Origin of the sequence: Dyella sp. C11, assembly GCF_003121485.1 — a bacterium.
Taxonomy (GTDB): domain Bacteria; phylum Pseudomonadota; class Gammaproteobacteria; order Xanthomonadales; family Rhodanobacteraceae; genus Dyella.
On sequence record NZ_QAVX01000022.1, the window covers coordinates 14,172 to 35,197 of the forward strand.

The following is a 21,026-nucleotide window of genomic DNA, read 5'->3' on the forward strand; positions in this document are numbered from 1 at the left end:
ACTGACTCACGACGCGAGGCCCGGGCGCCGCGCCTTACAGCAGAACCACATCGAACTGTTCCTGCGAATAATGCTCTTCGGCCTGAAAGCGTATGCTTTTGGAGATGAACTCTTCCAGTTCGGCCACCGCGGCGGACTCTTCTTCCAGGATGCGGCCGACCACTTTGGGGCTGGCCATGACCAGTAGTTTTTCGGTGTTGAACTGGCGCACCGCGCGGGTGATCTCGCGGAAGATTTCGTAGGTCACCGTTTCGGCGGTCTTCAAGGTGCCGCGCCCGCTACATGCGGGACACGGCTCGCAGAGCTGGCGTTCCAGGCTTTCGGTGGTGCGCTTGCGCGTCATTTCCACCAGGCCCAGGGCGGACATGGGGTACACCGTGGTCTTGGCGTGGTCGCGCAGCAGGCCCTTTTCGAGCATGCGCAGCACCTGGCGCCGGTGTTCCTCGTCCGTCATGTCGATGAAGTCGATGATGATGATGCCGCCCAGGTTGCGCAGCCGCAGCTGGCGTGCCGCCGCCTGCGCGGCCTCGAGATTCGTCCGGTAAACGGTTTCCTCGAGATTTCGCGTACCGACGTAACCACCGGTGTTGACGTCGATGGTGGTCATCGCCTCGGTCTGGTCGACGATGAGGTAGCCACCGGACTTGAGCGGCACTTCCTTCTTCAGGGCGCGCTGGATTTCGTCCTCCACGCCGTACAGGTCGAAGATGGGACGCTCGCCAGCGTAGTGCTCGATGCGATCATCCAGGTGCGGCATGAACTTGTGCACGAACTTCACGACCTTCTCGAAGGTTTCGCGTGAGTCCACGCGCACCTTCTCGATGTCGTCGTTGAGCATGTCGCGCAGGCTGCGCAGTGGCAGCGAAAGTTCCTCGTAAACGCGCTCGCCGACCTTGGACTTGGCGATGTTCTCCTGCACCACGCGCCACACCTTGCCGAGGTAGGTGACGTCGAAGGCCAGCGATTCGGCCGTCTGTCCTTCGGCGTTGGTACGCACGATGTAACCCAGCGGGTTCTCGCCGATCAGCGAGTTGAGCACTTCTTTCAGGCGCTGGCGTTCGGGTTCTTCTTCGATGCGGGCGGAAATGCCCAGCGTGCGCGCATGCGGCAGCAGCACCAGGTAGCGTGAAGGAATCGACAAATGCGTGGACAGCCGCGCGCCCTTGGTGCCGATGGGGTCCTTGACCACCTGCACCACGATCTCCTGGCCTTCGTGCACCAGCTCGCTGATGGAGGGCGTATGACCGTTGCCGCCATTGCTTGCCGGTTCGCCACCCTCGGCGCCGGGCGGAAGCGACGGCCGCACGATGTCCGAGGCGTGCAGGAAAGCGGCACGCTCCAGCCCGATATCCACGAACACGGCCTGCATGCCGGGCATGACCCGCTGCACGCGACCCTTGTAGACGTTGCCGACATAGCCGCGCCGGGACGCCCGCTCTACGTGCACCTCCTGCAACATGCCGTTCTCGACCACGCCGACGCGTGTCTCGCGTGGGGTCACGTTGATCAGGATTTCTTCGCTCACCGGGTGCTCCCTTGCTCAGCAAGCTTTATAGCGGGAGGACGCTCACACTGTCGATGCGTGTCGGCGTACTCCGTACCCACGGTTGGCAACGTCGCCAACTGGCGCTCAGATCACGGGATTTCGTGTACCGGCGAGTGTTCCATTCGTTTCGCATGAAGCCGCCCGTTATGCTGCAGCGGATGCGTGCCCCGATTCTCCCCGACCTGCTCCAGCCCGGACTGGACCTGGTGTTCTGCGGCACCGCCGCCGGGCGCCGCTCGGCGCGGGAGAAGGCGTACTACGCCCATCCCGGCAACCTCTTCTGGCGCACGCTGCACGCGGTGCAGCTGACCCCGCGGCTGTTCGCGCCTGCCGAGTTTCCGCTGCTGCCTGCACTGGGCATCGGCCTGACCGACCTGGCCAAGCATCACATGGGCAACGATGACGAGCTGCCCCGTGACGCCTTCGATGTCGTGGCGCTGCGGGAACGCATCGCGCATTTCGCACCTCGCCTGCTGGCCTTCACCAGCAAGGCTGCCGCGCGAGCGGCCCTGGGGCGCGCGACCGACTATGGACTGCAGGAAGCATGCTTCGGATCAACGCAGTTGTTCGTGCTGCCCTCGCCTTCCGGCCAGGCTCGCGGGCATTGGGATCTCGCGCCGTGGCAGGCACTGGCGGCATTGGCCAGGCAACCGCGCTAGCCGCGCGCGTAACTTTCCAACGCGGTCGCCAGGTGATCGAACAACCGGCGAACGCGCAGGCTGGAGCGCAGGTCTTCGTGCATGACGACCCAGGTGTCCATGGGAAACGACAGCTCCGTCGCCATCAGTCGAACCAGCTGTGCATCGCGGCGCATCAGGCTCACCTGCGCAAAGCCGATGCCGAAGCCGGCGCGGATGGCCGCCAGCGCGGCCAGATCGCTGTCCGTGCGCAACGCGAAGTGTTCCCGCGTATAGGGCACGCCCGGCGGGCGCATGCGGCGAATGTACGGTGTCTCGGTGTCGAAACCGACCAAGGCATGGCCACTCAAGTCGTCCGGGTGCTGCGGATGGCCATGGGTATCCAGGTAGCGCTGGTGCGCGAACAGGCCCAGCTCCACGCGCCCCACGTGTCGCGCCACCAAGGCGTCCTGGGTGGGCTGGACCATGCGCACGGCGAGGTCCGCATCGCGCCGTAGAAGGTCGGCCGTGCCGTTGGAGAGCACCAGCTCGATCACGATGTCCGGATGCCGTTCGCGGAACGCCGCCAGCATGGCCGGCAGCACCTCGGCCCCCATCACCTCGCTGGCCGTGACGCGCACCGTGCCGCTTACCTCGCCCTTGCCCGCGGAGGCCGTTCGGCGCAAGGCGGCGGAAGCCGATGCCATGGCCTGCGCGTGGGGCACCAGTTCCCGTGCCAGATCGGTGGGCACCAACCCTTGCGGCGAGCGGGCGAACAGGGGCGCCCCGAGGGCGGACTCCAATTCGCGCATATGCCGCCCCAGGCTGGGCTGCGTCATGCCCAATGTCCGGGCGGCACCGGACAGGCTGCCCTCCCGCATCACGGCGAGGAACGAACGGTAGAGCTCCCAGGCGGGTTCGAGGTCGGCCATGCATATTTGTATAGCAGACCTTCTTCATTAGGCAATTTTCTTTGCTCAGCCAAACGCCCAAGCTGGAACCACTTCCCGACGAGGACAACCTCATGCAGACGCAGCGAACGGCTTTGGTCATCGGCGCCAACGGTGGTATCGGACAGCAAACCTGCCAGGCCCTGCTGAAGCACGGCTGGCGAGTGCGCGCGCTTGTGCGCACCGCGCCCGATGCTCGTGGCCCCGTGGAATGGCATACCGGTGACGCCATGAACCGGGCCGACGTACTTGCCGCGGCCGCGGGCGTGGATGTGATCGTCCACGCGGTGAATCCGCCGGGCTACAAGGGCTGGGATCGGCTGGTGCTACCCATGCTGGACAACACTATCGCCGCCGCGCGTGCCCAGGGCGCGCGCATCGTGTTGCCCGGCACCATCTATAACTACGGTCCCGATGCGTTTCCGTTGTTGAAAGAGGACTCGCCGCAGCATCCGCTCACCCGCAAAGGCGAGATTCGCGTCGACATGGAACGCCGACTGGAAGCGGCCTCGCGATCGGGCGCGCGCGTGCTCATCCTTCGCTGCGGCGATTTCTTCGGCCCGCGCGCCGGCAACAACTGGTTCGCACAAGGCTTGATGCAACCAGGCAAGCCTGTGACGCGACTGACCTATCCCGGTGATTACGCCGTGAGCCACAGCTGGGCCTATCTTCCCGACGTGGCGCAAACCCTCGCACGCCTGCTTGATCGCGAAGACGAACTCGATGCGTTCGAACGCTTCCACTTCGGCGGCCATTGGCTGGACGGTCACGCCATGCTCGCCGCCGTGCGTCGCGCCGCAGGCAACGACCGCATCAAGGCAGCACGCTTTCCCTGGTGGCTGGCACGACTTGCTTCGCCGTTCCACGAGACGATGCGCGAGCTCTGCAAAATGCGTTACCTGTGGCGCGAGCCGGTTCAACTCGATGACGCCAGGCTCGCGGCCTTTCTCGGCGGCCATCTGTATTCGCCGTTGGACGACGCGGTTCACGCGACGCTCGTCGCGAACGGAGCCATTCGCCAGGATGCTTCCATCAACACGCCGTCGCATGTCGATGCATGAAGCGTTGCACGGTTCGCGACGACTGCCGCGAACCGTGCAACGCTGATCAGTCGATCGGCGTGTGGCGATACTTCACGACATCGCGCTCCAGCACCACCGACGCCGTGTTCGACCACGACTGGCGAATGTAAGTCACCACCGCGGCAACGTCGGCATCGCTGAGTTGCTGCGCGAAGGGCGGCATGGAATACGGCCGCGGGTTGCCTTGCGTCACCGGCGCAAAACCGCCCAGCAACACCACGCGCATCGCGTTGATGCCGGTGGGTTCGTTCACGGAGGAATTGCCGTTCAGCGGCGGATACACGCCAGCCACGCCACCGCCGTCCTTGCCGTGGCAGTCGGCGCAACGCTCGGCATAGATCTTCGCGCCATGCTGCATGATGGCGCGCGTATCGAGCTGCGTTTTCCCGGACACGGATGCTGCGCGTGGCGGCAGCGACTGCAGGTACGTTGCCATCGCATGCAGGTCATCGTCGTGCATGTGCTGCGTGCTGCGCGCAACCACTTCGGCCATCGGACCAAACGCCGTGCCGCGTGCGGATTGTCCCGTCTTCAGCAGATCGACGATGTCCTGCTCGCTCCAGCCCGCAAGGCCGCCATTGGTTTGCGTGCTGAGATCGGGTGCGTACCAGTTCTGCGAAGGAATCTGTCCACCGGCCAACGACGCGTTGCCCTGCTGGCCGCCCAGCGAATCGCGCGGCGCGTGGCACTCGTTGCAGTGACCCAGTCCCTGAACCAGGTAGGCACCACGATTCCAGGCGTCGGACTTCGACGGATCACGCTGGAATTCACCCTCCTTGAAGTACAGCGCGCGCCACGCCTTCAGGCTGTTGCGCACGCTGTAGGGAAACGAAAGCGTGGCCGGTTGCGCGGGCGCGTGCACCGGTGCCAGCGATTGCAGATACGCGAACATGGCGAGCGCGTCGTCGCGCGACACCTTCGTGAACGACGTATACGAAAACACGGGATACAACAGTTCGCCGTGGCGACCCTTGCCGCTGTGCAACGCTTGCCAGAAATCCTCGAAGCTCCACTCGCCCAGACCCGTGTCGCGGTCAGGCGTGATGTTGGGCGACGGGATATTGCCGAACGGCGTCGGCAGCACGCGACCACCGGCATAGAGCGCACCGCCCTGCCTGGTGTGGCACGACGCGCAATCACCCACGGTGGCCAGGTATTCGCCTTGGGCGATCAGCGCGGGATCTTTCAGCGTGGCGGCATCCACGGTGCTCGCCGACGTGGGCGCGGAGGGCCGCGACTCGCTGCGGAACAACCACCATCCGCCCGCTGCCAGCAGAAGCAGGACAACAACGATCACGATGCGTTTCATGCGCCGTCTCCCTTGTCGCCCAGCACGCCACAATGCAACGGCGGCGTCACGCTGCCCGCCGCTTGCGCATGCATGTCCGCGGGCAGCGTACGACTGGCGAGCCACGCCGACACGGCCGTGATGTCCGAATCGCTCAGGCGGTTGGCCATATCCGCCATGCAATCGGGTGCGACCGTCGCGCGGGTTTTCGTTCGCCAGGAACCCAGCTGCGAACTGATGTAGTCATAAGGCAACCCGACAAGGCCGGGAATGTTCGGCTGCACGCCGGTGAGCTGGCTGCCATGGCATGCGGTGCAAGGCGGAATCTGCCGTGCCGCATCACCGTGCGTCACCAGGGTCTCTCCGCGCTGGAGCGTTTCCGCCGACACGTCCGGCACCGGCGATCGCTCGTAAGGCACCTCTTGCGCAGCGAAATACGCCGCAATCTCCTCCATGTAGGCGGGACTGAGCTGGCGCACGGTGTATTCCATGGGCCCGTACTTGCGCAGGCCGTCCTGGAAGTCTTTCAACTGCCGCGCAAGATAACCTGCCGGCTTGCCCGCAAGGCGCGGAAAGAAGCCGCTCTCCGGCGTGCCTTCACCATGAGTGCCGTGACATGCGATGCATGCAGCGATGCGTTGCTGCAAGGTGTCGGGAATGGCGGGATGCGGTGCATCTTGTGCCCGCGCTGCATGAGCATGCAGCAGCAACATCAGCACCATCCATGCGCTGATGACGCGCCAGTTCCGCGACCACTTCGCTGATAGGCTCTTCATGTTCCCCGACCTGCGCATGAGGGCGCGGCACCACGACTGAAGCGCGCCGGAATGAAGGCCTGATTATAGGCGCAGGCCTTCCACGCTGCGTCGTCAAGCGACGAGGTCAAAGAGCGCAGCGACACCATGCCGCACGAGGCAGGCGTACCTCACGACTCAATGCTTCACGCCGATACGGGACGCGCCAACGGAACATCCACGGTGTCACGAACATCGACGCGCAGGGCATCGTGCAGCAGCAGGGTGACACCGAGGACGTCTTCGCTCTCGCGCTCATGCACCACGCCGCCATAGATCAGCGCACGCTCCCGCACGGTTGTCATGCCCTGGCCGTTGGTGCCGAGCAGCGACACCATCTGGCGCCACTCAGGCACGGGACGTCCGCGCAAGGCGGGTGCAGCGCGTGCGCCGGTCATGCGCAGCACGACCCAGCGGCGGCCGTGGGTGCAGCCGCCGCGGATATGCACGCGAATCCGCTTCATGGGCTCGCGAGCCAGCATGTAGACCAACACTTCGCACGCTTGCCGATACAGCATCATGTGCACGTCGGGCGCCAACAAATTGAGCCCGTCACCGGTGAGCGTGCAGTGATAGCGCGCGCCCACCAACGACGCCGCCTTCGACAGCGGGCCGTTCTGGAACGTGGCCGCCAAACCGTGCTCACGCCACGCGCGCGGATGCAAGGCGTCGGAAAGACGCTGCATTTCCATCTGCGTCAGGTCCAGGTGCCGCGCGTAGCTCTGTTCCATGTTGGCGGGCAAGACGGGACGCAGCCGGTCCATCATCCGGCGCTGGCCATCCCGCATGGATTGCCCCAGTCGATCCAGCGACTCGGCCACATGACGAAGTCGCAGTTCCTCCTGATAGAGACCTTGTTGCGCGAGCAGGAAACCGCGCAGCCTGTCGTCACCCGACGCTTCGCCCATGGCCGCCGTCCCCGATTTCGGCGACAGGCGCGCACCCAGCATCACAAGGCTGGATACGGCGAAAGCAATGAGCGCCTGCGCCTGGATCACGGCCGGGTCGCGCACTACCGTCATCGTCAACTGGATGGCCACGCTGGCAAGCAGGCCACCCACCGAGGCACCTTGCCAACCCCACCGCATGGTCAGCCAGGCCACCGGAAGGAACATGGCCAGACGCGCCACTTCGACGACCTCTTCGCCATGACTCGCCGATGCCAGCCACACCAGCAAGGCCAGCGGCGGCACGACACCCTTGATGCAGTCCATGGCGACAGCCCACTTGGGCGACGGTGCTCCGGCAGGCTGCCAGCGCGACGACCAGCTCATCCACGCAAACACGGCCGGTACCAGCGTGAGCGCACCGAGGTAGCTGCCCAGGAAGTACTCCAGTAACACATGCGTGGTGATGGCCGGCGGCGTCTCGCCCGGCGGCAGCGTCAGCACGGCCAACGTTGCGGTGTTCACGAGTGCGCTAATCGTGCTGCCCACGAACACACTGCTCATCAGGGCGCCGACATTGACCACGCCCTCCCTGAACACGGTGACGCGGCGGCGATACCACACGAAGACCGGCGCACTCAGCAGAATCGGCGGCACCGTGACGAACACGGCCCAAAGCGTTCCAAAACGGTCATGACTTGACCATCCCAGCCAGGCAAGGGGAATGGCCTCGCCCACGGCCAACGCCAACCAGTAACGCGGCGGCACCAGCAGCAGGCAGAGCACGCGCAGACCCGCATTGAGATTCCAATGCGAGACAGAAAACTCTCTCAGTACCGGGTAGGCAACCGCATAAGCCAACACCACGCACAGCTGCCTGACCGCTGCCTGGAACGCGCTGTGTGTCCTTGCGCCCTGCTTCCCTTTCGTTGCCGTGACCATCGCGTCGTGCCAACCCCTGTTATTGAACGTCGCTCTGCAGGCCCTCTGAAGATGACCTGAAGGTGAACCGGCGGCGTTGTGACGATTGTCGCAGGAAAATGCCTACGTAACTCGCTGCGATGCGTCACTCGACCGACCTACGTGTTTCTCCATGCAAAAAGAAAGCCCGGCGAGGCCGGGCTTTCAACTTTGAACAGAATTTTTTTATCGCGTTGGCGTGCCTACGGATTTGCGCACGATCAGCATGGCCAGCTCCAGCGACTGCTCGTAATTGAGCCGTGGGTCGACCATCGACTTGTAGGCACGATCCAAATCAGCCTCGTTGAGATCGCGGGCACCGCCCATGCATTCAGTAACGTCTTCGCCCGTCAGTTCAAGATGAACACCGCCAAGGCGCGTGCCGGCAGCAGCGTGAATATCGAACGCCTGGTCCAGCTCACCGCGAATGTTGTCGAAGCGACGGGTCTTGTAACCGTTGGATGTCGTTTCCGTATTGCCGTGCATGGGATCGGCCACCCAGAGCACCCGCCGCCCTTCACGCTTCACCGCATCCAGCAGCGGCGGCAAGGCGCGGGCAATGCCTCCATTGCCCATGCGGTGAATCAAGGTAAGCCGGCCCGGCTCATCCTCGGGATTGAGCGCCTCGATCAGGGGCAACAGCTGATCCGGCGTCACCGACGGACCAATCTTCACCGCGATGGGATTGCGGATGCCGCGGAAGTACTCCACGTGTGCGCCATCGAGCGCCGCCGTGCGCATGCCGATCCACGGGAAATGGGTAGAGAGGTTGAACCAGCCCTGGTGACGCGGCACGCGGCGCGTAAGCGCCTGCTCGTAGTGCAGCAGCAAGGCTTCATGCGAAGTGAAGAAATCCACGCGCGAAAAACCCGCGATGGGTCCGGCCAGCGTCTCCATGAAACGCAGGGAATCGCCAATGGCCGTCACCATGCGGCGATATTCCGCCGCCAACGGCGAGTGCTCGACCCAGGCAAGATCCCAGTATTCCGGATGATGGAGATCCGCGAATCCGCCATCGATCAGCGCGCGCACGAAATTCATGGTGAGTGCTGAATGCGCATGCGCCTGGATCAAACGCTGCGGATCGGGCCGCCGTGCTTCGGGCGTGAAATCAGGGGCGTTCACCACGTCGCCGCGAAAACTCGGCAGCGTCACGCCATCGCGTGTCTCGGTATCGGCCGAACGCGGCTTGGCGTACTGCCCGGCAAAACGTCCGACGCGCAACACGGGCTTTTGCAGCCCGTGCACCAGCACCAGGCTCATCTGCAGGAGCACCTTGAGCCGGTTGGAAATGATGGGGCTGGTGCAGTCGGCAAAGCTCTCGGCACAGTCGCCGCCCTGCAGCAGGAACCGCTCGCCTTCCTGGGCCTCGGCCAGCGCCTTCTTCAGCGACAGCACTTCCCACGACGTCACCAGCGGCGGCAGCGTGGAGAGTTGTTCCGTCGCACGGGCAAGCTCAACAGCGTCTTCGTACAGCGGCTGCTGCAACGCCTGCCGGTCCTGCCAGCTGCGTGGCGACCAGCCTTCGGCCTGGTGCATGGTTGACGGCGTTACTGGCGTGGACTGCGACATGGATGACACCTGATCAGACGCGCTTGCGCGACGCGGCGTAAACCGCCGCCACTACCAGCAGCAGATACCACATCAGCGTCCATGCCGGCATCGGCAGGCCAAGCACCGGCTCCAGCTTGGCGCATTCACCCGAACCGGTGAACACCATTTTCAGCACCTTGGCGAACGGGAACGTATCCATCATGTAGCCAAGGTTCGGACCGCAGGCCGGAATCTCGTCGGCCGGCAGGGTCTGCAACCACAGATGGCGACCCGCCGTGGCGATACCACCGATGGCACCCAGTACCACGCCGCCCGCGTACACCCAGCGGGCACCACCACGCGGCGCATGCAAGCCGCCGATCAGGAAAAAGACCCCCATCACCATGAACGCGATGCGCTGGAAGATACACAGCGGGCACGGAATCATGTTGAGCACGTGTTCGGCGTAGAGCGCAAAACCCAGCAAGGCCACGCACACGACGAAACCGGCGAGATAGGTGGTGCGGTACGACCAGCGGAAAGGATTCATGAGGTGGCTTTGTTGCGTTGCGAGAACGGGACATTACCCGCTCGCCCCGTCCCTGTCAGCCCTGCCGGAATGCCCAGCAACGGTGCGGGAACTTCCGGGCAAATGCGCTTCCGCGGCGCCCTTGATGTCACCACGAAAATCCGGCTTTGACCCAGCCGCTTTTCATCCCCCAGAAAGACAAAGCCCCGGCAGGTCACCCCGCCAGGGCTTTGCAGATCGCTTCGCGTTCGACCGATTACTCGGCGGATTCGCCGGTGCTCGGACGATCGACCAGTTCGACGTAAGCCATCGGCGCGTTATCGCCAGCGCGGAAACCGCACTTGAGGATGCGCAGGTAGCCGCCGGGACGGGTCTGGTAACGCGGGCCAAGCTCGACGAACAGCTTGCCGACAGCTTCCTTGTCGCGCAGGCGCGCAAAGGCGAGACGACGGTTGGCAACGCCATCGGTCTTGGCGAGCGTGATGAGCGGCTCGGCGACGCGACGGAGTTCCTTGGCCTTGGGAAGGGTGGTGCGGATCAGCTCGTGCTTGATCAGCGACGCGGCCATGTTCTTGAACATGGCTTCGCGGTGGCTGCTCGTGCGGTTGAGCTTGCGACCGGATTTCTGGTGGCGCATGGCAATACTCTCTATGTCTGTTGTTATGAAAAGCCGGCGGTTATGTCCGACTTCCCGCGGTTTCCCGCTGATGAAGCCCTTCGTGGAACGGGCTCTTGTTGAGCAGAACGATCGAAGTCGATCGTTGAAGGCGCCTGCAAAATCCGAGGGTTGAACACTCGTCAGGCTGCCAAGACCAAGCGACCAAGGGGGTCACCCGAAAAACAATGCGGCTCGGTGGCCGCTTTGGAAAACTGGCGAGCACATGGAGTGCGCTCGCCAGCTTGCCTTACCACGGGCGGCCGCGAACGGCCGCCTTGTTTCTTAACCCAGCTGCATGCCGTGCGAGAGGCCCGGCGGCGGCCAGTTTTCCAGCTTCATGCCCAGTGCCAGACCACGACCACCCAGCACGTCCTTGATTTCGGTCAGGGACTTCTTGCCCAGGTTCGGGGTCTTGAGCAGCTCCACTTCGGTCTTCTGAACCAGATCGCCGATGTAGTAGATGCTCTCGGCCTTGAGGCAGTTGGCCGAACGAACGGTCAACTCAAGGTCGTCGATCGGACGGAGCAGCAGCGGATCGAAACCGCCCTTCTCCGCCTTGTCCGTGGCGCTCTCGCGACGCGAGAAGTCACCGAACACCGACAGCTGGTCGTTGAGGATTTCAGCGGCCTTGCGGACCGCGTCTTCCGCACCGATGGTGCCGTTCGTCTCGATGTCCAGCACGAGCTTGTCGAGGTTGGTGCGCTGCTCAACGCGAGCGGCGTCCACTTCGTAAGCCACGCGCAGCACCGGCGCGAACGAGGCATCCAACTGCAGGCGACCGATCGGACGCGCTTCATCATCCGGATGCTGGCGCGCGCTGGCCGGCTGGTAGCCGACGCCGCGACGCACCTTCAGGCGCATGTTGAGGGCGATGTCCTTGGTCAGGTGGCAGATCACGTGCTCGGGGTTGATGATTTCCACCGAGTGGTCGACGGCGATGTCGCCGGCGGTGACCACGCCCTTGCCCTTCTTGGACAAGGTCAGGGTGACTTCATCACCCGAATGCTGGCGAATGGCCACGTCCTTGAGGTTCAGCAGGACTTCGATCACGTCCTCCTGCAGACCTTCCAGCGTGGTGTATTCGTGCAGCACGCCATCAATTTCAACCTCGACGATGGCAGAGCCAGGGATCGAGGAGAGCAGCACGCGACGCAGCGCGTTGCCCAGGGTGTGGCCGAAACCACGCTCGAGCGGCTCCACCACCACCTTGGCGCGGTTGGCTCCGAGCTGCTCGACGCTGAGGCCGCGAGGCCGCAGCACGCTAGTTGACGAAACTGCCATGCAGGGCTCCGGTTGATTACTTCGAGTAGAGCTCGACGATCAGGCTCTCATTGATATCGGACGGCAGATCGCCGCGGTCCGGCATCGACTTGAACGTACCTTCGAACTTCTTGCTGTCGACTTCGACCCACTGCGGACGCAGGTCCATGGTGTCGAACACAGTCGCCGCTTCCTGCACGCGCAGCTGGGTGCGGGCGCGCTCGGTCAGGGCCACGATGTCGCCCGAACGAACCTGGTACGACGGAATGTTCACCTTCTTGCCGTTGACCAGCACAGCCTTGTGGCTGACCAGCTGACGAGCCTGGGCGCGGGTGACCGCGAAGCCCATGCGGTAAACAACGTTGTCCAGACGGCTTTCGAGCAGGCGCAGCAGGTTCTCGCCGGTGTTGCCCTTGAGGGTCGACGCCTTGGAGTAGTAGTTGCTGAACTGACGCTCGAGCACACCGTAGATGCGCTTGACCTTCTGCTTTTCACGCAGCTGCAGCGCGTAGTCCGACATGCGCATGCGCTTGTTGGCGCCATGCTGGCCGGGCTTGTTTTCCAGCTTGCACTTGGAGTCGATGGCGCGAGCCGGACTCTTCAGGCTGAGATCTGCACCCTCGCGGCGGGCGAGCTTGCAGGTAGCTCCACGATAACGTGCCATGGGTATGCTCCTTAGACTCGACGCTTCTTGGGGGGACGGCAGCCGTTATGCGGAATCGGCGTGACGTCAATGATGTTGAGCACCTTGTAGCCCAGCGCGTTCAGCGAACGCACGGCGGACTCACGACCCGGACCCGGGCCCTTGATGCGGACTTCCACGGTCTTCACGCCGTAGTCGCCAGCAGCACGGCCGGCCTTTTCGGCGGCAACCTGGGCTGCGAACGGGGTCGACTTGCGCGAGCCGCGGAAACCCGCGCCGCCGGCAGTCGCCCACGACAGGGCATTGCCCTGGCGATCGGTGATCGTGACGATGGTGTTGTTGAAGGAGGCCTGCACGTGGGCCACGGCATCCGTGACAACGCGCTTGATCTTCTTCTTGGTCTTGACAGGCTTAGCCATGTTCGGGATCCGTTACTTCTTGATGGCGCGACGCGGGCCCTTACGGGTGCGCGCATTGGTACGCGTGCGCTGGCCGCGCACCGGCAGACCACGGCGGTGACGCAGACCGCGGTAGCAACCCAGATCCATCAGACGCTTGATGGCAATACCCACCTCGCGACGAAGATCGCCTTCGACAACGTACTTGCCGATTTCGTGGCGAAGCTTTTCCACTTCACCTTCACTCAGGGACTTGATCTGCGTGGTGGGAACCACGCCTGCGTCCACGCAGACCTTCTTGGCCCGGCTGCGGCCGATCCCATAAATGCTCTGCAGGCCAACCCAGACATGCTTCTGGACCGGCAAATTGACACCCGCGATGCGCGCCATGATGTATCTCTCCGATGCGTTTCGTGCGCGGTAAACGCGCAATTCTAACTGTAAACAATCCAACAGGAAAGCCCCGCGGCACCAGGGGTGCCGCCGCCCTCCGACATGACCAACTTCCTTACCACCCCAGCAGCCATCAGTTGCGGCGGAGGTTGGCCTTCTTGAGCAGACTTTCGTACTGGTGACTGACCAAGTGCGCCTGCACCTGAGCAGTGAAATCCATCACCACAACAACCACGATCAGCAGAGAGGTGCCGCCGAAGTAGAAGGGGACGTGCCACGCTTTTTGCAAAAACGATGGGACCAGGCAGACCAGCACCAGGTACAACGCGCCAACGCCGGTGAGTCGGGTCATCACGTTGTCGATGTAGTCAGCCGTGGAACGGCCCGGGCGGATGCCCGGAATCAAGGCGCCGGAGCGCTTGAGGTTGTCCGCCGTCTCCTGGGAGTTGAACACGATCGCCGTATAGAAGAAGGCGAAAGTGATCACCAGCACCGCGAAGACGATGTCGTACAGGGGCTCGCCCGGGGTCAGCGCCTGGGTCAGCTCGGTCAGCCAGCGCGACTGGTGACCCTGGCCGAACCAGGTGGCGGCCGTGGCCGGGAACATCAGCAGGCTCGAGGCGAAGATCGGCGGAATGACGCCCGCCATGTTGATCTTCAGCGGCAGGTGCGATGTCTGGTTCATGTAGGCGCGCTGCCCACCGGAGCGGCGTGCATAGTTCACGGTGATGCGACGCTGAGCGCGCTCCATGAACACCACGAACGCCGTCACACCCAGAATCACCAGCACCACCAGGATCATCTTGATCACCGACAGCTCGCCGTTGCTCGCCATGGTCAGCGTGTGCGCTACCGCGCCCGGCAGACCAGCGACGATACCGGCGAAGATCAGCAGCGAAATACCGTTGCCGATACCGCGCTCGGTGATCTGCTCACCCAGCCACATCAGGAACATGGTGCCGGCGGTAAGGCCGACGATCGATGCCAGGATGAAGCCCATGCCCGGCGTGTACACCACCGGCGCGCCACCCGATGCCACCTGCTTCTGCAGGGCCACCGCGATGCCAAACGCCTGGAATGCCGCCAGACCGACCGTGCCGAAGCGGGTGTAGGTAGTCATCTTGCGACGACCCGCCTCACCTTCCTTGCGCAGCGCCTGCAGGCTCGGGATCACCGAACCCATCATCTGCACCACGATGGATGCAGAGATGTAAGGCACCACGCCAAGCGCGAACACCGAGAAACGTGCCAGCGAGCCACCCGAGAACATGTTGAACATGTTCATCAGGCCGCCGCCCTGCTCGATCAGGTTCGTCATGGCCTCCGGGTTGACGCCCGGAACCGGGATGAAGGAACCAAGACGGAAGACGATCAGCGCACCAATCACGAAGAAGATGCGCTGACGCAGTTCCGTCAGCTTGCCGAGCGATCCGAGCGATGTGCCCTGGGCTGACGCCACGTGATTACTCCACGCTGCCGCCGGCAGCTTCGATCGCTGCCTTGGCGCCGGCCGTGGCGAGCACGCCCGACAGCTTCACCGCGCGGCCGATTTCGCCCTTGGCGACAACCTTGACCTTCTTGGCGTGGCTGCTGATCAGACCAGCCTGGTGCAGAGCGATCACGTCGATCACGTCGGCCTTCAGGGTGGCGAGCTGATACAGGAACACTTCCTGGCTTTCGGCCTTCTTCAGCGAGCGGAAGCCGACCTTCGGCAAGCGACGCTGCAGCGGCATCTGGCCGCCTTCGAAACCGTACTTGTGGGTACCGCCCGCCCGAGCGTGCTGACCCTTGTGACCGCGACCGGCGGTCTTGCCCAGGCCCGAACCGATACCGCGACCCACGCGAAGGCGGGTCTTGCGGGAACCGGCGGCCGGCTTGATGTCGTTAAGACGCATGGTAATTACTCCTCAACCCGCACGAGGTAATAGACCGTGTTGATCAGGCCGCGAACCTGCGGGCTGTCCTTCAGTTCACGGACGTCATTGAGCTTGTTCAGGCCGAGCGCCTTGACGCTCAGGCGGTGACGGCTCTGCACACCGCGCAGGCCCTTGACCAGGCGCACGCGCACGGTGGCGGCGGTTTCGTTCTTAGCCATTGCCCAGCACCTCTTCAATGGTCTTGCCGCGCTTGGCAGCGATCTGCTTCGGCGAGGCAACGGCCTGCAGGCCCTTGATGGTCGCGCGGACCAGGTTGATCGGGTTGCGCGAACCGACGGCCTTGGCCAGCACGTTCTTGACGCCCACCACTTCCAGCACGGCGCGCATGGCACCGCCGGCGATCACGCCGGTACCTTCGGAGGCCGGCTGCATGAACACGCGGGCTGCGCCGTGGTTGGCCTTGATGGCGTACCACAGGGTGCCGTTGTTCAGATCGATGCTCACCATGTTGCGGCGGGCGCGATCCATGGCCTTCGAGATGGCGACGGGCACTTCACGCGCCTTGCCATAGCCGAAGCCCACGCGACCTTCGCCGTCGCCGACCACGGTCAGTGCGGTGAAGCTCATCTGGCGGCCACCCTTGACGGTCTTGGCCACGCGGTTGACGGCAATCAGCTTCTCGAGCAGGCCGTCCGAATTTTCGCGATCGGTAGAAGACATGTTCTTTTCCGTATGCCCGGCGAACCGGGACTTTGCTTGCGGCTAAGCCGCTTGGAGTTGTAGGTACTTCTGGTCGGGTTCAAGTGCCGGACGAATCCGACACTTGAATCCGGACTGGCTTAGAACTTCAGGCCAGCTTCGCGGGCCGCGTCGGCCAGCGCCTTGATGCGACCGTGGTAGCGGAAGCCCGAGCGATCGAACGCCACGGACTCGATACCGGCAGCCTTGGCACGCTCAGCGACAGCCTTGCCCACAGCGGCGGCGGCGGTCAGGTTCTTCGTGCCCTTCAGGCCTTCGGCAACCGACTTCTGCACCGTAGAAGCAGCAGCCACCACCGTCTGACCGTCGGCCGCGAACACCTGTGCGTACAGGTGCTGACCGGTGCGATGCACCGACAGACGGGCGACAGCGAGCTTGCGGATGTGGGCGCGAGTGGCCTTGGCGCGACGCAGGCGGGATTCGTTCTTGTTCATCGTGTTCTCTCCAGGAAGCGGATAGGCGATTAAGCCTTCTTGGCTTCCTTCAGGGTGATCTTCTCGCCGGAGTAGCGCACGCCCTTGCCCTTGTAGGGCTCCGGCGGACGGAACGCGCGGATCTTGGCGGCCACTTCACCCACGCGCTGCTTGTCCGAACCCTTGATGAGGATTTCGGTCTGCGTCGGGGTTTCGATGGTGATGCCTTCCGGCGCATCGAACACGACCGGATGCGAGAAGCCGAGGGCAATGTTCAACGACTTGCCGGCCATGGAGGCACGGTAGCCCACGCCGACCAGCTCAAGCTTGCGCTCGTAGCCGTCGGACACGCCCTTGACCATGTTGGCCAGCAGCGCGCGAAGCGTGCCACCGAACTTGTCGTCGGCGCCTTCGGCGACCACGATGTTCGCAACACCGTTGTCGATGTTGATGGAAGCACCCGGGAGGTTATGGATCGCCAGGGTGCCCTTCGGGCCCTTGACGGAAATGCCGGCGGCGTCGGTCTTGATCTCAACGCCCTTGGGCAGGGTAATCGGCTGTTTGGCAACGCGGGACATCGTCGACTCCTTATGCGACCTGGCCGATGACTTCGCCGCCCAGACCCTTAGCACGGGCCTGCGCGTCGGTCAGCAAACCGGCGGAAGTCGAGATGATCGAAATACCCAGACCACCCAGGACCTTCGGCAACTCGTCCTTGCCGCGGTACACGCGGAGACCCGAACGGCTGACGCGGGTGATGGTCTCGATGGCCGGACGGCCTTCGAAATACTTGAGCTTGATCTCGAGCACCGGCTTGCCTTCCACGGAGGAGGCCTTGGCGTCGAGGATGTAGCCCTCATTCTTGAGAAGGTTGGCAATGGCCACCTTCAGCTTCGACGACGGCATGTTTACGGCCTGCTTGCCCGTGAGCTGGGCATTGCGGATGCGCGTAAACAGATCGGCGATGGGATCAGTCATGCTCATGAAAACATCCTTCAGAGTGCACCGATATCCGAAAAACCGGAAATCTGTTTTGAGTTGTATGCCGGCACAGGGCCAGCCTGCGGGTACGCAGACCGACGACTATAGCAGCATTTTTCCGACTTTGCGAACAACGGCGCGTAATCGCACCAACGGCGGCAAACCCGGGGGTCTGCCGCCGCATGTGGAACAGGGCAAGGCTCGCGCCCTGCCCCGCCCAGTTTGGGGTCTTACCAGCTGGCCTTGCGCAGGCCCGGAACGTCGCCACGCATGGTGGCTTCGCGCAGCTTGTTACGGCCGAGGCCGAACTTCTGGTACACGGCGCGCGGACGACCAGTCAGGGCGCAGCGCGTACGCTGACGAGCCGGGCTGGCATCACGCGGCTGCTTCTGCAGCTTGGCCTGGGCTTCCATCTTCTCCTCGTAGGAGGCGGTGGGGCTCAGCACGATCGCCTTCAGTTCGGCGCGCTTGGCGGCGTACTTCTTGGCGAGCTTGGTCCGCTTGAGATCGCGGTTGATCATCGAGGTCTTTGCCATGATTTCTCTCGCGGCTCTTAGTTGCGGAACGGGAAGCTGAAGGCTTCCAGCAGCGCCTTGGCTTCTTCGTCGGTCTTGGCGGTGGTGGTGATGGAGATATCCATGCCACGCATCGCGTCGACGGCGTCGAAGTCGATTTCCGGGAAGATGATCTGTTCCTTGATGCCGAAGTTGTAGTTACCACGGCCATCGAAGGCACGACCCGAGACACCACGGAAGTCGCGCGTACGCGGCAGCGAGATGTTGATCAGGCGATCGAGGAATTCCCACATCTGGGCACGGCGCAGGGTGACCTTGCAACCGATCGGCCAGCCGTCGCGGATCTTGAACGAGGCAACCGACACGCGGGCCTTGGTCTGGATCGGCTTCTGGCCGGAGATCTTCGCCATGTCGGCCACAGCGTTCTCGAGCACCTTCTTGTTGCCCGCCGCTTCGCCCACGCCCATGTTCAGCGTGATCTTGGTGATGCGGGGAACCTGCATCACGTTCTGGTAACCAAAACGCTCGGTGAGCTTCTTGATGACCTGGTCTTTGTAAAACGTTTCGAGACGCGTCGTCATGATTTATTCCTTACGCGTCCACAACTTCGCCGTTGGACTTGAACACGCGCACCTTACGCCCATCAGAGAGCGTCTTGGCGCCAACGCGTTCACCCTTGCCCGTGGCGGAGTTGAACAGCTGGACGTTGGAGATATGGATCGAAGCTTCACGCTCGACGATGCCGCCAGCCTGGTTGGCCTGGGGGTTCGGCTTGGTGTGACGCTTGACCAGGTTCACGTTGGAGACGAACACGCGGTCGCCATCAACGCGCAGCACGTCGCCGCGCTGACCCTTGTTTTTGCCGGTGATCACGAGGACCTGATCACCCTTGCGGATACGGTTCATGGTCTAGTCTCCGCTCAGAGCACTTCGGGCGCGAGGGAGACGATCTTCATGAACTTCTCGCTGCGCAGCTCGCGAGTGACCGGTCCGAAGATACGGGTGCCGATCGGCTCGAGCTTGTTGTTGAGGAGGACCGCTGCGTTGCCGTCGAAACGGATCAGCGAGCCATCGGGACGACGCACACCCTTGGCGGTACGAACCACCACGGCGTTGTACACCTCACCCTTCTTCACCTTGCCGCGGGGGATGGCATCTTTCACGGTGACCTTGATAACGTCACCGATCGCGGCGTAACGGCGCTTGGAGCCGCCGAGCACCTTGATGCACATCAGTTCACGGGCACCGCTGTTATCGGCCGCGGAAAGCGTGCTTTGCATCTGGATCATGTCTGCACCCTCCCTTAGACGTTAGCGCGCGTGACGATTTCGACCACGCGGTGATGCTTGGTCTTGGACAGAGGACGGCATTCGGCGATGCGCACGAGGTCACCCTCGTTGGCACCCAGATCGTCCTGCGCATGCAGCTTCGTGGAGCGGCGGATGATCTTGCCGATCAGCGGATGCTGTTCCTGGCGCTCGATCAGGACCGTCACGGTCTTGTCCATCTTGTTGCTGATGACGCGGCCCTCGAGGGTGCGCGTCTGCTTTTTGTTGTCGCTCATATCGGCCGTCCCTTACTTCTTGCCGCCGAGCACGAACTTCGTGCGGGCGATGTCGCGCCGAACGCGGCGCAGCTGGTGCGGCTGGTTGAGCTGGCCGGTGCCTTTCTGCATACGCAGGTTGAACTGCTCTTTACGCAGATCCAGCAAATGCTTGTTCAGCTCTTCGGCCGTCTTGTTGGTCAGATCTTTGATGGCCATATCACATCACCGCCCTGGTCACGAATTGGGTCTGGACCGAGAGCTTGGCAGCGGCCAGGCGGAACGCCTCGCGTGCCGTAGCCTCGTCGATACCCTCGATTTCATAGAGCATGCGGCCCGGCTGGATCGGAGCGACCCAGTATTCGACGCCACCCTTACCGGCACCCATTCGAACTTCGATGGGCTTCTTGGTGATGGGCTTGTCCGGGTACACGCGGATCCACAGCTTGCCGCCGCGCTTGACGAAGCGGGTGATGCAACGACGACCGGCTTCGATCTGTCGTGCGGTCAGCGCGCCGAACGTGGTGGCCTTCAGACCGAATTCGCCAAAGCTGACGAGGTTCGAGGAGAAAGCCAGACCGTCGTTGCGGCCCTTGAACTGCTTACGGTATTTGGTTCGCTTAGGTTGCAGCATGGCAACTCTCCCTTACTTCGCCGTCCGCTCGCGACGGCCTTCACCGCCCTCGCGACGCGATTCACGACGACCCTCACCACCCTCACGGCGCGGCTGGGACTGCTCTTCCTTCGACTCCTGGTTGATCTGGGACAGATCGAAGATCTCGCCCTTGTAGATCCACACCTTGATGCCGATGACGCCGTAGGTCGTATGAGCTTCGGCGGTGCCGTAGTCGATGTCGGCGCGCAGCGTATGCAGCGGCACGCGACCTTCGCGGCTCCATTCGGAACGAGCAATCTCAGCGCCGTTCAGACGGCCAGAGACATTGATCTTGATACCCAGGGCGCCGAGGCGCATCGCGTTGCCGACCGAGCGCTTCATGGCGCGGCGGAACATGATGCGACGCTCCAGCTGCTGCGCGATCGACTCGGCAACCAGCTGTGCGTCCAGCTCGGGCTTGCGCACTTCGCTGACGTTGATGTGCGCCGGAACGCCCATCATGTCGCTGACTTCCTTGCGCAGCTTCTCGATATCCTCGCCCTTCTTGCCGATCACCACGCCCGGACGGGCGGTGTGGATCGTCACGCGTGCGGTCTTGGCCGGACGCTCGATGAGGATCTTGGAGATACCGGCCTGGGCCAGCTTCTTGCGCAGCATCTCGCGAACCTTAAGGTCGGCAGCGAGGTACTGGGCGTATTCGCCCTTGTTGGCGTACCACTTCGAGTTCCAGTCCTTGGCAATGCCGAGGCGGATACCGGTGGGATGAACTTTATGACCCATCGTC

Annotated in this window: 29 protein-coding genes; 2 read left to right on the forward strand and 27 right to left on the reverse strand. The window is 63.2% G+C overall.

Annotated elements, in window-relative coordinates; all coding sequences use genetic code 11:
• Positions 1-34: 34 nt before the first annotated feature.
• A complete protein-coding gene (gene rng, locus DK366_RS17590) occupies positions 35-1,525 on the reverse strand; it encodes a ribonuclease G (protein ID WP_109126874.1) in 1,491 nt (496 codons plus the stop codon).
• A 152-nt stretch (positions 1,526-1,677) separates the two neighbouring features.
• Here rng and DK366_RS17595 point away from each other — a divergent pair, with 152 nt between their 5' ends.
• Positions 1,678-2,205, forward strand: a complete 528-nt coding sequence (locus tag DK366_RS17595; protein ID WP_232821101.1) for a mismatch-specific DNA-glycosylase — start codon at positions 1,678-1,680, stop codon at positions 2,203-2,205.
• Here DK366_RS17595 and DK366_RS17600 read toward each other — a convergent pair.
• Complete coding sequence (locus DK366_RS17600; protein ID WP_109126876.1) at positions 2,202-3,095, reverse strand: LysR family transcriptional regulator; 894 nt, start codon at positions 3,093-3,095, stop codon at positions 2,202-2,204. The two genes, DK366_RS17595 and DK366_RS17600, sit on opposite strands and share 4 nt — an antisense overlap.
• Positions 3,096-3,187: 92 nt before the next feature.
• On the opposite strand from DK366_RS17600, the gene DK366_RS17605 reads away from it, so the two are divergent.
• Positions 3,188-4,174, forward strand: a complete 987-nt coding sequence (locus DK366_RS17605; RefSeq protein ID WP_109126927.1) for an NAD-dependent epimerase/dehydratase family protein — start codon at positions 3,188-3,190, stop codon at positions 4,172-4,174.
• A gap of 46 nt (positions 4,175-4,220) precedes the next feature.
• Here DK366_RS17605 and DK366_RS17610 read toward each other — a convergent pair whose 3' ends face one another.
• The 25 genes from DK366_RS17610 to rpsC all read right to left on the reverse strand — a co-directional run bounded on the left by DK366_RS17610 (position 4,221) and on the right by rpsC (position 21,022).
• Positions 4,221-5,504: a cytochrome c gene (locus DK366_RS17610; RefSeq protein WP_109126877.1), complete on the reverse strand. Its 1,284-nt coding sequence runs from the start codon at positions 5,502-5,504 to the stop codon at positions 4,221-4,223.
• On the reverse strand, positions 5,501-6,196 hold the full coding sequence (locus tag DK366_RS17615; RefSeq protein WP_232821104.1) for a c-type cytochrome: 696 nt from the start codon (positions 6,194-6,196) through the stop codon (positions 5,501-5,503). The genes DK366_RS17610 and DK366_RS17615 overlap by 4 nt, the downstream gene beginning before the upstream one ends.
• Before the next feature lie 227 nt (positions 6,197-6,423).
• A complete protein-coding gene (locus DK366_RS17620; protein WP_109126879.1) occupies positions 6,424-8,106 on the reverse strand; it encodes an MASE1 domain-containing protein in 1,683 nt (560 codons plus the stop codon).
• A gap of 204 nt (positions 8,107-8,310) precedes the next feature.
• Entirely contained in the window at positions 8,311-9,696 is a 1,386-nt protein-coding gene (locus DK366_RS17625; protein WP_198651616.1) for a 3-deoxy-7-phosphoheptulonate synthase class II, read from the reverse strand.
• Between the two features lie 13 nt (positions 9,697-9,709).
• On the reverse strand, positions 9,710-10,207 hold the full coding sequence (locus DK366_RS17630; protein ID WP_109126881.1) for a disulfide bond formation protein B: 498 nt from the start codon (positions 10,205-10,207) through the stop codon (positions 9,710-9,712).
• Between the two features lie 235 nt (positions 10,208-10,442).
• Entirely contained in the window at positions 10,443-10,823 is a 381-nt protein-coding gene (gene rplQ / locus DK366_RS17635) for a 50S ribosomal protein L17 (protein ID WP_109126882.1), read from the reverse strand.
• Positions 10,824-11,126: 303 nt separating this feature from the next.
• Positions 11,127-12,125: a DNA-directed RNA polymerase subunit alpha gene (gene rpoA / locus DK366_RS17640; protein ID WP_026033857.1), complete on the reverse strand. Its 999-nt coding sequence runs from the start codon at positions 12,123-12,125 to the stop codon at positions 11,127-11,129.
• Between the two features lie 16 nt (positions 12,126-12,141).
• Positions 12,142-12,768 carry a 30S ribosomal protein S4 gene (gene rpsD, locus DK366_RS17645; RefSeq protein ID WP_109126883.1) on the reverse strand — a complete coding sequence of 209 codons (627 nt, stop codon included), beginning with the start codon at positions 12,766-12,768 and terminating at the stop codon, positions 12,142-12,144.
• Positions 12,769-12,779: 11 nt separating this feature from the next.
• Positions 12,780-13,166: a 30S ribosomal protein S11 gene (gene rpsK / locus DK366_RS17650; protein WP_007513384.1), complete on the reverse strand. Its 387-nt coding sequence runs from the start codon at positions 13,164-13,166 to the stop codon at positions 12,780-12,782.
• Positions 13,167-13,178: 12 nt separating this feature from the next.
• The gene (gene rpsM, locus DK366_RS17655; protein WP_109126884.1) at positions 13,179-13,535 is read right to left on the reverse strand and encodes a 30S ribosomal protein S13; all 357 of its coding nucleotides are present in this window, start codon (positions 13,533-13,535) and stop codon (positions 13,179-13,181) included.
• 136 nt (positions 13,536-13,671) lie between these two features.
• A complete protein-coding gene (gene secY / locus DK366_RS17660; protein WP_109126885.1) occupies positions 13,672-14,997 on the reverse strand; it encodes a preprotein translocase subunit SecY in 1,326 nt (441 codons plus the stop codon).
• 4 nt (positions 14,998-15,001) lie between these two features.
• On the reverse strand, positions 15,002-15,433 hold the full coding sequence (gene rplO, locus DK366_RS17665; protein ID WP_109126886.1) for a 50S ribosomal protein L15: 432 nt from the start codon (positions 15,431-15,433) through the stop codon (positions 15,002-15,004).
• Positions 15,434-15,438: 5 nt separating this feature from the next.
• The gene (rpmD, locus tag DK366_RS17670) at positions 15,439-15,633 is read right to left on the reverse strand and encodes a 50S ribosomal protein L30 (RefSeq protein WP_019464882.1); all 195 of its coding nucleotides are present in this window, start codon (positions 15,631-15,633) and stop codon (positions 15,439-15,441) included.
• Complete coding sequence (gene rpsE / locus DK366_RS17675; RefSeq protein WP_019464883.1) at positions 15,626-16,135, reverse strand: 30S ribosomal protein S5; 510 nt, start codon at positions 16,133-16,135, stop codon at positions 15,626-15,628. Before rpsE ends, rpmD begins: the two co-directional genes overlap by 8 nt.
• 119 nt (positions 16,136-16,254) lie before the next feature.
• Positions 16,255-16,608 carry a 50S ribosomal protein L18 gene (rplR, locus tag DK366_RS17680; protein WP_109126887.1) on the reverse strand — a complete coding sequence of 118 codons (354 nt, stop codon included), beginning with the start codon at positions 16,606-16,608 and terminating at the stop codon, positions 16,255-16,257.
• A gap of 29 nt (positions 16,609-16,637) precedes the next feature.
• Positions 16,638-17,165 (reverse strand): 50S ribosomal protein L6, encoded by a 528-nt coding sequence (rplF, locus tag DK366_RS17685; RefSeq protein WP_109126888.1) that lies wholly within the window; start codon positions 17,163-17,165, stop codon positions 16,638-16,640.
• Between the two features lie 10 nt (positions 17,166-17,175).
• A complete protein-coding gene (gene rpsH / locus DK366_RS17690) occupies positions 17,176-17,571 on the reverse strand; it encodes a 30S ribosomal protein S8 (RefSeq protein ID WP_109126889.1) in 396 nt (131 codons plus the stop codon).
• A gap of 227 nt (positions 17,572-17,798) precedes the next feature.
• The gene (rpsN, locus tag DK366_RS17695; protein WP_026033858.1) at positions 17,799-18,104 is read right to left on the reverse strand and encodes a 30S ribosomal protein S14; all 306 of its coding nucleotides are present in this window, start codon (positions 18,102-18,104) and stop codon (positions 17,799-17,801) included.
• Between the two features lie 17 nt (positions 18,105-18,121).
• Complete coding sequence (rplE, locus tag DK366_RS17700; RefSeq protein WP_038620419.1) at positions 18,122-18,664, reverse strand: 50S ribosomal protein L5; 543 nt, start codon at positions 18,662-18,664, stop codon at positions 18,122-18,124.
• 10 nt (positions 18,665-18,674) lie between these two features.
• Complete coding sequence (gene rplX / locus DK366_RS17705) at positions 18,675-18,989, reverse strand: 50S ribosomal protein L24 (RefSeq protein ID WP_019464889.1); 315 nt, start codon at positions 18,987-18,989, stop codon at positions 18,675-18,677.
• A gap of 14 nt (positions 18,990-19,003) precedes the next feature.
• Positions 19,004-19,372 (reverse strand): 50S ribosomal protein L14, encoded by a 369-nt coding sequence (gene rplN / locus DK366_RS17710; protein ID WP_038620422.1) that lies wholly within the window; start codon positions 19,370-19,372, stop codon positions 19,004-19,006.
• A 14-nt stretch (positions 19,373-19,386) separates the two neighbouring features.
• Complete coding sequence (rpsQ, locus tag DK366_RS17715) at positions 19,387-19,647, reverse strand: 30S ribosomal protein S17 (protein ID WP_102303879.1); 261 nt, start codon at positions 19,645-19,647, stop codon at positions 19,387-19,389.
• Positions 19,648-19,659: 12 nt separating this feature from the next.
• A complete protein-coding gene (gene rpmC, locus DK366_RS17720) occupies positions 19,660-19,845 on the reverse strand; it encodes a 50S ribosomal protein L29 (RefSeq protein ID WP_019464891.1) in 186 nt (61 codons plus the stop codon).
• Between the two features lies 1 nt (position 19,846).
• Positions 19,847-20,260: a 50S ribosomal protein L16 gene (rplP, locus tag DK366_RS17725; protein WP_019464892.1), complete on the reverse strand. Its 414-nt coding sequence runs from the start codon at positions 20,258-20,260 to the stop codon at positions 19,847-19,849.
• Positions 20,261-20,272: 12 nt separating this feature from the next.
• The gene (rpsC, locus tag DK366_RS17730) at positions 20,273-21,022 is read right to left on the reverse strand and encodes a 30S ribosomal protein S3 (protein ID WP_109126890.1); all 750 of its coding nucleotides are present in this window, start codon (positions 21,020-21,022) and stop codon (positions 20,273-20,275) included.
• Positions 21,023-21,026: the final 4 nt, after the last annotated feature.

Bases quoted from the DNA above. Each gene is read 5' to 3' on its own strand.
- rpmD (WP_019464882.1), bottom strand. From the start codon at position 15,633: ATGGCTAAGAACGAAACCGCCGCCACCGTGCGCGTGCGCCTGGTCAAG.
- rpsC (WP_109126890.1), bottom strand. From the start codon at position 21,022: ATGGGTCATAAAGTTCATCCCACCGGTATCCGCCTCGGCATTGCCAAG.
- DK366_RS17615 (WP_232821104.1), bottom strand. From the start codon at position 6,196: ATGTTGCTGCTGCATGCTCATGCAGCGCGGGCACAAGATGCACCGCAT.
- rplR (WP_109126887.1), bottom strand. From the start codon at position 16,608: ATGAACAAGAACGAATCCCGCCTGCGTCGCGCCAAGGCCACTCGCGCC.
- rpmC (WP_019464891.1), bottom strand. From the start codon at position 19,845: ATGGCCATCAAAGATCTGACCAACAAGACGGCCGAAGAGCTGAACAAG.
- rpsK (WP_007513384.1), bottom strand. From the start codon at position 13,166: ATGGCTAAGCCTGTCAAGACCAAGAAGAAGATCAAGCGCGTTGTCACG.
- rplP (WP_019464892.1), bottom strand. From the start codon at position 20,260: ATGCTGCAACCTAAGCGAACCAAATACCGTAAGCAGTTCAAGGGCCGC.
- DK366_RS17605 (WP_109126927.1), top strand. From the start codon at position 3,188: ATGCAGACGCAGCGAACGGCTTTGGTCATCGGCGCCAACGGTGGTATC.
- rpoA (WP_026033857.1), bottom strand. From the start codon at position 12,125: ATGGCAGTTTCGTCAACTAGCGTGCTGCGGCCTCGCGGCCTCAGCGTC.
- DK366_RS17610 (WP_109126877.1), bottom strand. From the start codon at position 5,504: ATGAAACGCATCGTGATCGTTGTTGTCCTGCTTCTGCTGGCAGCGGGC.
- DK366_RS17620 (WP_109126879.1), bottom strand. From the start codon at position 8,106: ATGGTCACGGCAACGAAAGGGAAGCAGGGCGCAAGGACACACAGCGCG.
- DK366_RS17625 (WP_198651616.1), bottom strand. From the start codon at position 9,696: ATGTCGCAGTCCACGCCAGTAACGCCGTCAACCATGCACCAGGCCGAA.
- rplN (WP_038620422.1), bottom strand. From the start codon at position 19,372: ATGATCCAGATGCAAAGCACGCTTTCCGCGGCCGATAACAGCGGTGCC.
- rpsM (WP_109126884.1), bottom strand. From the start codon at position 13,535: ATGGCGCGCATCGCGGGTGTCAATTTGCCGGTCCAGAAGCATGTCTGG.
- rplO (WP_109126886.1), bottom strand. From the start codon at position 15,433: ATGCGTCTTAACGACATCAAGCCGGCCGCCGGTTCCCGCAAGACCCGC.
- DK366_RS17630 (WP_109126881.1), bottom strand. From the start codon at position 10,207: ATGAATCCTTTCCGCTGGTCGTACCGCACCACCTATCTCGCCGGTTTC.
- rpsQ (WP_102303879.1), bottom strand. From the start codon at position 19,647: ATGAGCGACAACAAAAAGCAGACGCGCACCCTCGAGGGCCGCGTCATC.
- rpsH (WP_109126889.1), bottom strand. From the start codon at position 17,571: ATGAGCATGACTGATCCCATCGCCGATCTGTTTACGCGCATCCGCAAT.
- rplQ (WP_109126882.1), bottom strand. From the start codon at position 10,823: ATGCGCCACCAGAAATCCGGTCGCAAGCTCAACCGCACGAGCAGCCAC.
- rpsD (WP_109126883.1), bottom strand. From the start codon at position 12,768: ATGGCACGTTATCGTGGAGCTACCTGCAAGCTCGCCCGCCGCGAGGGT.
- DK366_RS17595 (WP_232821101.1), top strand. From the start codon at position 1,678: ATGAAGCCGCCCGTTATGCTGCAGCGGATGCGTGCCCCGATTCTCCCC.
- rplE (WP_038620419.1), bottom strand. From the start codon at position 18,664: ATGACGACGCGTCTCGAAACGTTTTACAAAGACCAGGTCATCAAGAAG.
- rplF (WP_109126888.1), bottom strand. From the start codon at position 17,165: ATGTCCCGCGTTGCCAAACAGCCGATTACCCTGCCCAAGGGCGTTGAG.
- DK366_RS17600 (WP_109126876.1), bottom strand. From the start codon at position 3,095: ATGGCCGACCTCGAACCCGCCTGGGAGCTCTACCGTTCGTTCCTCGCC.
- rpsE (WP_019464883.1), bottom strand. From the start codon at position 16,135: ATGTCTTCTACCGATCGCGAAAATTCGGACGGCCTGCTCGAGAAGCTG.
- rplX (WP_019464889.1), bottom strand. From the start codon at position 18,989: ATGAACCGTATCCGCAAGGGTGATCAGGTCCTCGTGATCACCGGCAAA.
- rpsN (WP_026033858.1), bottom strand. From the start codon at position 18,104: ATGGCAAAGACCTCGATGATCAACCGCGATCTCAAGCGGACCAAGCTC.